This is a genomic window from Streptomyces niphimycinicus, from assembly GCF_018883605.1.
GTDB lineage: Bacteria > Actinomycetota > Actinomycetes > Streptomycetales > Streptomycetaceae > Streptomyces > Streptomyces niphimycinicus.
This window is the reverse complement of sequence record NZ_JAHLEM010000109.1, coordinates 1-7595: the sequence shown is the minus strand read 5'-3', so window position 1 is coordinate 7595 and position 7595 is coordinate 1. Positions and strand designations below refer to the sequence as shown.

The 7595-nt window shown below is 71.7% G+C and carries 6 protein-coding genes; 5 read left to right on the top strand and 1 reads right to left on the bottom strand.

Translation table 11 applies throughout. The features are described from left to right. The 4 genes from KN815_RS12860 to KN815_RS12845 all read left to right on the top strand — a co-directional run. Positions 1–1230 (top strand): hypothetical protein (locus tag KN815_RS12860; protein WP_253208931.1); only part of this gene is annotated, 1230 nt, incomplete at its 5' end. A 252-nt stretch (positions 1231–1482) separates the two neighbouring features. Beyond that, complete coding sequence (locus KN815_RS12855; protein ID WP_216341920.1) at positions 1483–3081, top strand: ABC-F family ATP-binding cassette domain-containing protein; 1599 nt, start codon at positions 1483–1485, stop codon at positions 3079–3081. 401 nt (positions 3082–3482) lie between these two features. Further along, positions 3483–3704, top strand: a complete 222-nt coding sequence (locus tag KN815_RS12850; protein ID WP_014059784.1) for a helix-turn-helix domain-containing protein — start codon at positions 3483–3485, stop codon at positions 3702–3704. Positions 3705–3829: 125 nt separating this feature from the next. Beyond that, positions 3830–4609 (top strand): enoyl-CoA hydratase/isomerase family protein, encoded by a 780-nt coding sequence (locus tag KN815_RS12845; RefSeq protein ID WP_216341919.1) that lies wholly within the window; start codon positions 3830–3832, stop codon positions 4607–4609. Between the two features lie 108 nt (positions 4610–4717). Here KN815_RS12845 and KN815_RS12840 read toward each other — a convergent pair whose 3' ends face one another. Next, on the bottom strand, positions 4718–6586 hold the full coding sequence (locus tag KN815_RS12840) for a SpoIIE family protein phosphatase (protein ID WP_216341918.1): 1869 nt from the start codon (positions 6584–6586) through the stop codon (positions 4718–4720). A 92-nt stretch (positions 6587–6678) separates the two neighbouring features. Between KN815_RS12840 and KN815_RS12835 the strand changes: the two genes are divergently transcribed. Next, positions 6679–7595: HAMP domain-containing protein (locus tag KN815_RS12835; protein WP_216341917.1), on the top strand; the 917-nt coding region annotated here is incomplete at its 3' end.

The window sequence follows — 7595 nt, the reverse complement described above, 5'->3', positions numbered from 1 at the left end:
GCCGCCGCGCTCGGGCTGGGCGAACCGGAGGTGCGCAGCGACTGGGACCGCGCCCGCCTCATCGGCCTCATCGAGCACCACGCGGGCACCACCCGTCCCGGCTGGCGGTTGCAGGCGTGGGACCGGGACGACAGCGCCGTGCTGCGCGGCTGGGTCGCGCTCCTCGACGCGTGGTCCCTGGCCTGCCCCGCCCCGGCGGCGGCCGAGCCGACGGCGGTCGCGGAGGTCGTCGAGGCCGTACCGCAACTGCTCTCGCTGCTTCAGCTCTCGGCCGGCCCCATGCAGATCTCCGCCCTGCTGGACATGCTCCGGCAGCGGGTCGCCGAGCTGCGCACCGAGCGCTGCGAGGTACCCCAGGACGCCACGGAGCTCCAGGACGCCACGGAGCCGCAGAAGCCCGCCGAGGGTGCCGTGAGCCCCCATGACGCCGAGGACACCGCCACGCTGGAGGGGCTGCTCGACTGGGTCCTGGACGCCCTCTCGTCCGTCGGGGCGCTCACCGTACGGGAGGAGCCGCGGGACGGACCCACGGGGCCGGAGAGCGCCGGGAGCGCGGCCGACGAGGCCAAGGGCGACAGTCGGGAGGCCGAGCTGTCCGCGCTCGGCAATTGGGCGGTGTGGGTCAAGCTGGAGCAGATCTGCGTGGCCGCCCAGAGCCCGGCCGGGAACATCGAGCAGCCCGCCCCCGACATGCTGCGCGGCTGTGCGGGCCTGACTCCGGGACCCGCCCGCGCCGAGTACCGCGCCTGGCTGGCCGCCCGCCCCGTCGGCAGCGCCGTCACCGAGCTGATCGAGGCGGCGCGCGGCGACGACGCGCTGCTGCGCGGGCTCGCCTTCGAGGCGCTGCGCGTCGTCGGGGCGCCCGCCGAGCCCGCCGTACGGGCCGTTGCCGACGAATCGTGTCTGCGGCCGTACGCGCTGCTGTGGCTGGCCGAGCACGAGGGCGCCGACCCGGACGAGGCGCTGGACGCGCTCACCCGCGAGGAGGCCACCTGGCTGTGGGTGGACACCGCCGCGGCCATCTCCGACCACGGCGAGAGCCCGCTGCTCGTCCGCCACCTGGAGTCCGCCGTCCAGGGCACCGTGCCCGCGCTGCTGGAGGAGGTACGGGCCGTGGGGCACCCCCGCACCGTCCAGGTCCTGGTGGCGCTGGCCGCCGCCCACCCCGATCCGGCCCTGGCCAAGGCGGTGCGCCGGGCGGCCTTCCAGGTGCACACGGGCGGGGCTTGACAGGTTCGCACGGGCCTGGCCCGAGGGGGAGCGGCCGCGGGGGAGGGGAGAGCGGCCGCCGCGGGTGACCATGGGGAAGCGCGGGTGACCATGGGGAAGGCCGTAAGGTCGCGGCGAGGGCCGTAAGGCCGGGGGAAAACGACTTGCCCGCACCGCTAAACTAGCCGCATGGCAATTCTCCTCGTGCATTAGACGGCGTCGGCCGCTCTCGTCCGTCCCGTCCGCCGTCCACCCTGCCCAGGAGTAATTCCCGTGATCACCGCCTCCGGCGTCGAGCTGCGTGCCGGCGCTCGCGTCCTCATCGAGTCCGCCTCCTTCCGTATCGCCAAGGGCGACCGCGTCGGCCTGGTCGGCCGTAACGGCGCGGGCAAGACCACGCTCACCAAGTGCCTGGCCGGTGAGGGCATCCCGACCGCCGGCACCATCACCCGCTCCGGCCAGGTCGGCTATCTCCCGCAGGACCCGCGCACCGGCGATCTCGACGTCCTCGCCCGCGACCGCATCCTCTCGGCCCGCGACCTCGACTCCGTGCTCCGCAAGATGCGCGAGAACGAGGACCGGATGGCCAACGGCAAGGGCGCCACCCGCGAGCGCGCGATGAAGAAGTACGAGCGCCTGGAGACCGAGTTCCTCACCAAGGGCGGTTACGCGGCCGAGGCGGAGGCCGCGACCTTCGCCGCCAGCCTGGGCCTGCCCGACCGGGTGCTCGGCCAGCCGCTCCATACGCTCTCCGGCGGTCAGCGGCGCCGGGTCGAGCTGGCCCGGATCCTCTTCTCGGACTCCGACATCATGCTGCTGGACGAGCCCACCAACCACCTCGACGCCGACTCGATCACCTGGCTGCGGGACTACCTCAAGACCTACAGCGGCGGCTTCATCGTGATCTCCCACGATGAAGACCTCGTGGAGACGGTCGTCAACAAGGTCTTCTACCTGGACGCCAACCGCTCGGTGATCGACATCTACAACATGGGCTGGAAGCTCTACCAGGCCCAGCGCGAGGCGGATGAGAGGCGCCGCAAGCGCGAGCGTGCCAACGCCGAGAAGAAGGCCGCGGCGCTCAACTCGCAGGCCGACAAGATGCGCGCCAAGGCGACCAAGACCGTGGCCGCGCAGAACATGGCCCGCCGCGCCGAGCGGCTGCTGGCCGGACTGGACGAGGTCCGGCAGAGCGACAAGGTCGCCAAGCTCCGCTTCCCCGACCCGGCGCCGTGTGGCAAGACCCCGCTGACCGCGGAGGGGCTGTCGAAGTCGTACGGCTCGCTGGAGATCTTCACCGATGTGGACCTGGCCGTCGACAAGGGCTCCCGGGTCGTCATCCTGGGGCTGAACGGCGCCGGTAAGACGACCCTGCTGCGGCTGCTGGCCGGGGTCGAGAAGCCGGACACCGGCGAGGTGACCCCCGGCCACGGGCTGAAGCTGGGCTACTACGCGCAGGAGCACGAGACGCTCGACCCGGACCGCACCGTCCTGGAGAACATGCGCTCCGCCGCCCCGGATCTGGACCTGGTCGACATCCGTAAGACGCTCGGCTCGTTCCTGTTCTCCGGCGACGACGTGGACAAGCCGGCCGGAGTGCTCTCCGGTGGTGAGAAGACCCGGCTCGCGCTGGCCACCCTGGTGGTCTCCTCGGCCAATGTGCTGCTCCTGGACGAGCCCACCAACAACCTCGACCCGGCCAGCCGTGAGGAGATCCTCGGCGCGCTGCGTACCTTCGCCGGTGCGGTGGTGCTGGTGACCCACGACGAGGGCGCCGTCGACGCGCTCCAGCCGGAGCGGATCATTCTGCTTCCGGACGGTGTCGAGGATCTGTGGGGCGAGGCGTACGCGGACCTTGTCGCGCTCGCCTGACGAGGGCCGATGGCGGCGCCGAGCGGGGTTCCGGCCGCCGCCCCAAGAGTCCGGTTCCTCCGCTCCGACGCCCTTCTCATAGATCATTCGGCCTAGGCGTGATCCATCATCTGAGTGAGAGCGGCTGGTATCGCGGCGCGTCGCGGGCCACCGGCGCACGCGACGTGCCGTGCGCCGGTCCGGACCTCTGCGACGTTGCTCGCGTATGCCCTGACCTGCCTCTTCGTCGATGAACACGAAAGAGTGTCAGGTTGAACGCCGCCGGAATCCTTGATTCCGAAGGCCGTCGCGCCGCGATCTCCGGCAATCCTTCATCCACAGACCTTGCCGAATGGGTGGCCAGGAAGCTCCGTAGGGGTGATCATGAGAGTCCAGAGCGCACTTCCCATGAGGAGGCACGGGTGGCCGAGACTCTGAAGAAGGGCAGCCGGGTGACCGGCGCCGCGCGCGAAAAGCTCGCGGCAGACCTGAAGAAGAAGTACGACTCCGGGGCGAGCATCCGGGCGCTGGCCGAGGAGACCGGCCGTTCCTATGGATTCGTTCACCGGATGCTCAGTGAATCCGGAGTTTCCCTACGGGGACGCGGCGGCGCGACGCGAGGCAAGAAGGCCGCCACGGCCTGATAGCACGCGCTGTGCTCCGTCATCATCAGCAGGTATGGACAGGGATGCCACCCGGCTGATCGTCGGTTCGGCCGGGTGGTTACTGTGCAGTCACTTGTACTGACCGCACTCGACCGGAGGCCCCTGTGACCCTGCTCGACAAGGACGGCGTTCAGCTCACCGTCGATGACACGGTCGCCACGGTGACCCTGACCAACCCGGCGAAGCGCAACGCCCAGTCGCCCGCCCTGTGGCGGGCGCTGGCCGAGGCGGGGAAGCTGGTGCCGGGCACCGTGCGCATCGTGGTGCTGCGCGCCGAGGGCAAGTCCTTCTCGGCGGGCCTGGACCGCCAGGCGTTCACGCCCGAGGGGTTCGACGGCGAGCCGTCGTTCCTCGAGCTGGGGCGCGGCTCCGACAGCGAACTGGACGCCGCCATCGCCGAGTACCAGGAGGCGTTCACCTGGTGGCGGCGGAACGACATCGTGTCGATCGCCGCCGTCCAGGGTCATGCCATCGGGGCCGGTTTCCAGCTCGCGCTCGCCTGTGATCTGCGGGTCTGCGCGGAGGACGCACAGTTCGCCATGCGCGAGACCAGCCTCGGGCTGGTGCCGGACCTCACCGGCACCCATCCGCTGGTCGGCCTCGTGGGATATGCCCGGGCGCTGGAGATCTGCGCGACCGGGCGCTTCGTCCATGCCGAGGAGGCCGTGCGGACCGGGCTCGCCAATCTCGTGGTGCCCGCCGCCGAGTTGGACGGCGCGGTCCAGGACCTGGCGGCGGCCCTTCTCGCCGCGCCCCGCGACGCCGTGATCGAGACCAAGGCACTGCTGCGGGGGGCCGTGGAGCGCACCTACGAGGACCAGCGCGTCGCCGAGCGCGCCGCCCAGGCCCGTCGGCTGCGCGACCTGGCGGGGCTGACGGACTAGGGTCCTTCTCGCGGAGATCCGCCAGAAGGGCCCTGGGCGGCGCCGCCGCTTCCCGGTGGGGCCGCCCGTGCCGTCAACAGTGCCCGTGCCGTAAGGGCGTCCGCACTGTCACGGCGCCTGTGGCGACTCCACCGTCGGTACCGCCTCCAGCACCAGCACCGCGAGGTCGTCGTCGATCGGCTCGGGGCTGAAGTCATATGTGGCGCGCCGCACCCGCTCCGCCACGGCCTTGGCCCCCAGCCCGACACAGCCCCGCAGGATGTCCGAGAGGCCGTCGTCGTCATCGAGCTGACGGACGCCGTTGCGCCGCTCGGTCACCCCGTCGGTGACGCACAGCAGCGTCTCGCCGGGCGCCAGGTCCAGCGTGTCGGCGTGGAAGTCCGGGTTCTCGTCGATGCCGAGCAGCATCTGGGGGCTGGCGGCGGGCGCCACCGTGCCGTCGGTGGTCAGCCGCAGCGGCAGCGGATGGCCGGCGCTGGCCAGGGTGCAGCGGGCGCTGCCCCCTTCCGGGTCGGGCTCCAGCTCCCCGTACAGCAGGCTCAGGAACCGGGGCCGGGACTGTTCGCCGTCGATCTCCGTCGTCTCCGCCTCCTCCTCCACCAGCGCCTGGTTCAGCCGGTTGAGCACCGACTCGACACCATGGCCCTCGCGGGCCAGCAGCCGGACCAGATGGCGGGCCAGCCCCGTGACCGACATCGCCTCCGGATCGCTGCCCTGGACGTCGCCCAGCAGGAAGCACCAGCGGCGGTCGCCCATGGGGAACAGATCGTAGAAGTCGCCGCCGACGGTTTGCCCCTCGCCGTGCGGCTCGTAGACGATCGCCGAGTCGACCCCCGGGATGTGGGCGAGCGACATGGGCAGTTGCCGCCGCTGGAGTGCCCGGCTGATCGTCGCCTGCCGGGTGTACTGCCGGGCCGTGGCCACCGCCTGGGCCACCCGCCGTGCCACGTCCTCGGAGAGCCGCACCACGCCCTCCGCCATCCGTGGCACGCCCGCCCGGCCGATGAGCAGGGCGCCATGGCTGCGGCCGTGTGCGATCAGCGGGAAGCACACCGCCGATCCGCCCTGGCTGTCCGCGATCCCGGGCCAGGGCCAGGAGGTGCCCGCAGAACCGAGGCCGGTGGGCGGCGGATACCGCTCGAGCGACAGACGGAGCGCGTCGATACGGTGCTCATCGCTGTGCCAGACGCGGGCGAGCTGAAGCCCGCCGCTCGGGGTGGTCAGCCACACCGCGCACCAGTCGGCCAGCCGGGGCACCAGAAGCTGCCCGGCGAGGGCGGCGACCATGTTCTCGTCGAGCTGGCCGGTGAGCAGTTCGCTGGCCTCGGCGAGGAAGGACGGCCCGCCGCGGTCGACCCAATCGGCGGTCGGATCGCGCTGCTCGCGCGGCGTCACCGGGGCGAGGGTCTCGGCGAACCGCAGCTCACGCCCGAGCGCGCTGGTGGGGATGGCGTCGGATTCGGGCACCGCGCGCTCGGCGTCCAGCCGGAACCAGACCGCCTTACGGGTGCGGTGATAGGTCACGCCCCAGGATTCGGCGAGCGCCCCGATCAACTGGAGCCCGCGGCCGCGGCCCCGGCGCTGGGTCTCGGGCCCTCCGTAGACGGTGCTGGCGGGGTGGAGGTCCGCCACTTCCACGACGATCCCCGGCCGCCTGGGCGCGTCGGCCAGTAGGGACGGCTCATCCTGCCCGAGGGCGTCGTCCTCGTCGGCGGTGGCGTCACCGGGCTGCATCCGGCAGACCACCTCGACCCGGGTGCCCGCGTGCAGGACCGCATTGGTGACCAGCTCGCTCACCAGCAGCACCGCGTCGTCGATCGACCGCTCGTCGAGGGCGACCGGCGCGAACGCCTCCGCGGCGCTCCGTCCCGTAAGTGCCGTACGGACGAAGGTGCGTGCTGCGCCGGGCGCGCGCACGCTTCCGGGCAGCGTCGTCCGTGAGACGGACTCACGCGCGAGAGGAAACAAAGCTCCCACGTGCGGCTCCAGGCGATATGGGAGGTTTAGGCCATCTAGGTGCCATATTATGACAGACAGGGGCAATTGAATGATCTTTAAGGGACGACGCCATGGCACTCGACCCGATCACCACTGACACTTCCCCGGCACGGCCCGCGGGCAGTGCGGATTCCGCCGGGCCGCCCGGCCCGGCGTGCGACGCGGAGACCACGTCAGAGCTGCGCTCCCTGCTCGCAGCGATGAACGCACTGTGTGACGGAGACTTCACCGTCCGTGCGGACCCCTCGGCCGAGGGTGTGGTCGGCGAGATGGCCGGGGTCTTCAACCAGCTCGTGCTGCGCAACGCGCATCTGGCCGGAGAGTTCCAGCGGGTGCGCCGAGAGGTGGTGCGCCAGGGCAGACTGGACGAGCGGATCACCGCGAGTCCCGGTCAGGGGGCCTGGACGACCAGCGTGGACGCGGCCAACCACCTGTTGGACGCCCTGGTCGGCCCGGTGTCCAACGCCACGTGGGTGCTGGACGCGATCGCGTCCGGCGATCTGACCCAGCGGGTGGATCTGCACGACGGCAACCGCCAGCTCCGCGGCGATCTGCGGCGGCTGGGGCGCGGGGTGAACCGGACGGTGGACCAGTTGTCGCTGTTCACCGGCGAGCTGACGCGGATCGCCCGCGAGGTCGGCACCGAGGGCCGGCTGGGCGGCCGGGCCAAGGTGCAGGGGCTCTCCGGCGACTGGCGCATGGTGACGGAGGCCGTCAACACCATGGCCTCCCGGCTGACCGCGCAGGTCCGCGACATCGCCGAGGTGACCACCGCGGTCGCCCGCGGTGACCTCACCCGTCAGGTGACCGTCGAGGCCACCGGAGAGCTGCTGGAGCTGAAGCTCACCGTGAACACCATGGTCGACCAGCTCGGGGCGTTCGCCGACGAGGTGACGCGGGTGGCGCGCGAGGTGGGCACCGAGGGCGAGCTGGGCGGCCGGGCTCAGGTCAGGGGTGTCTCCGGGGTCTGGAAGGACCTTACGGACAG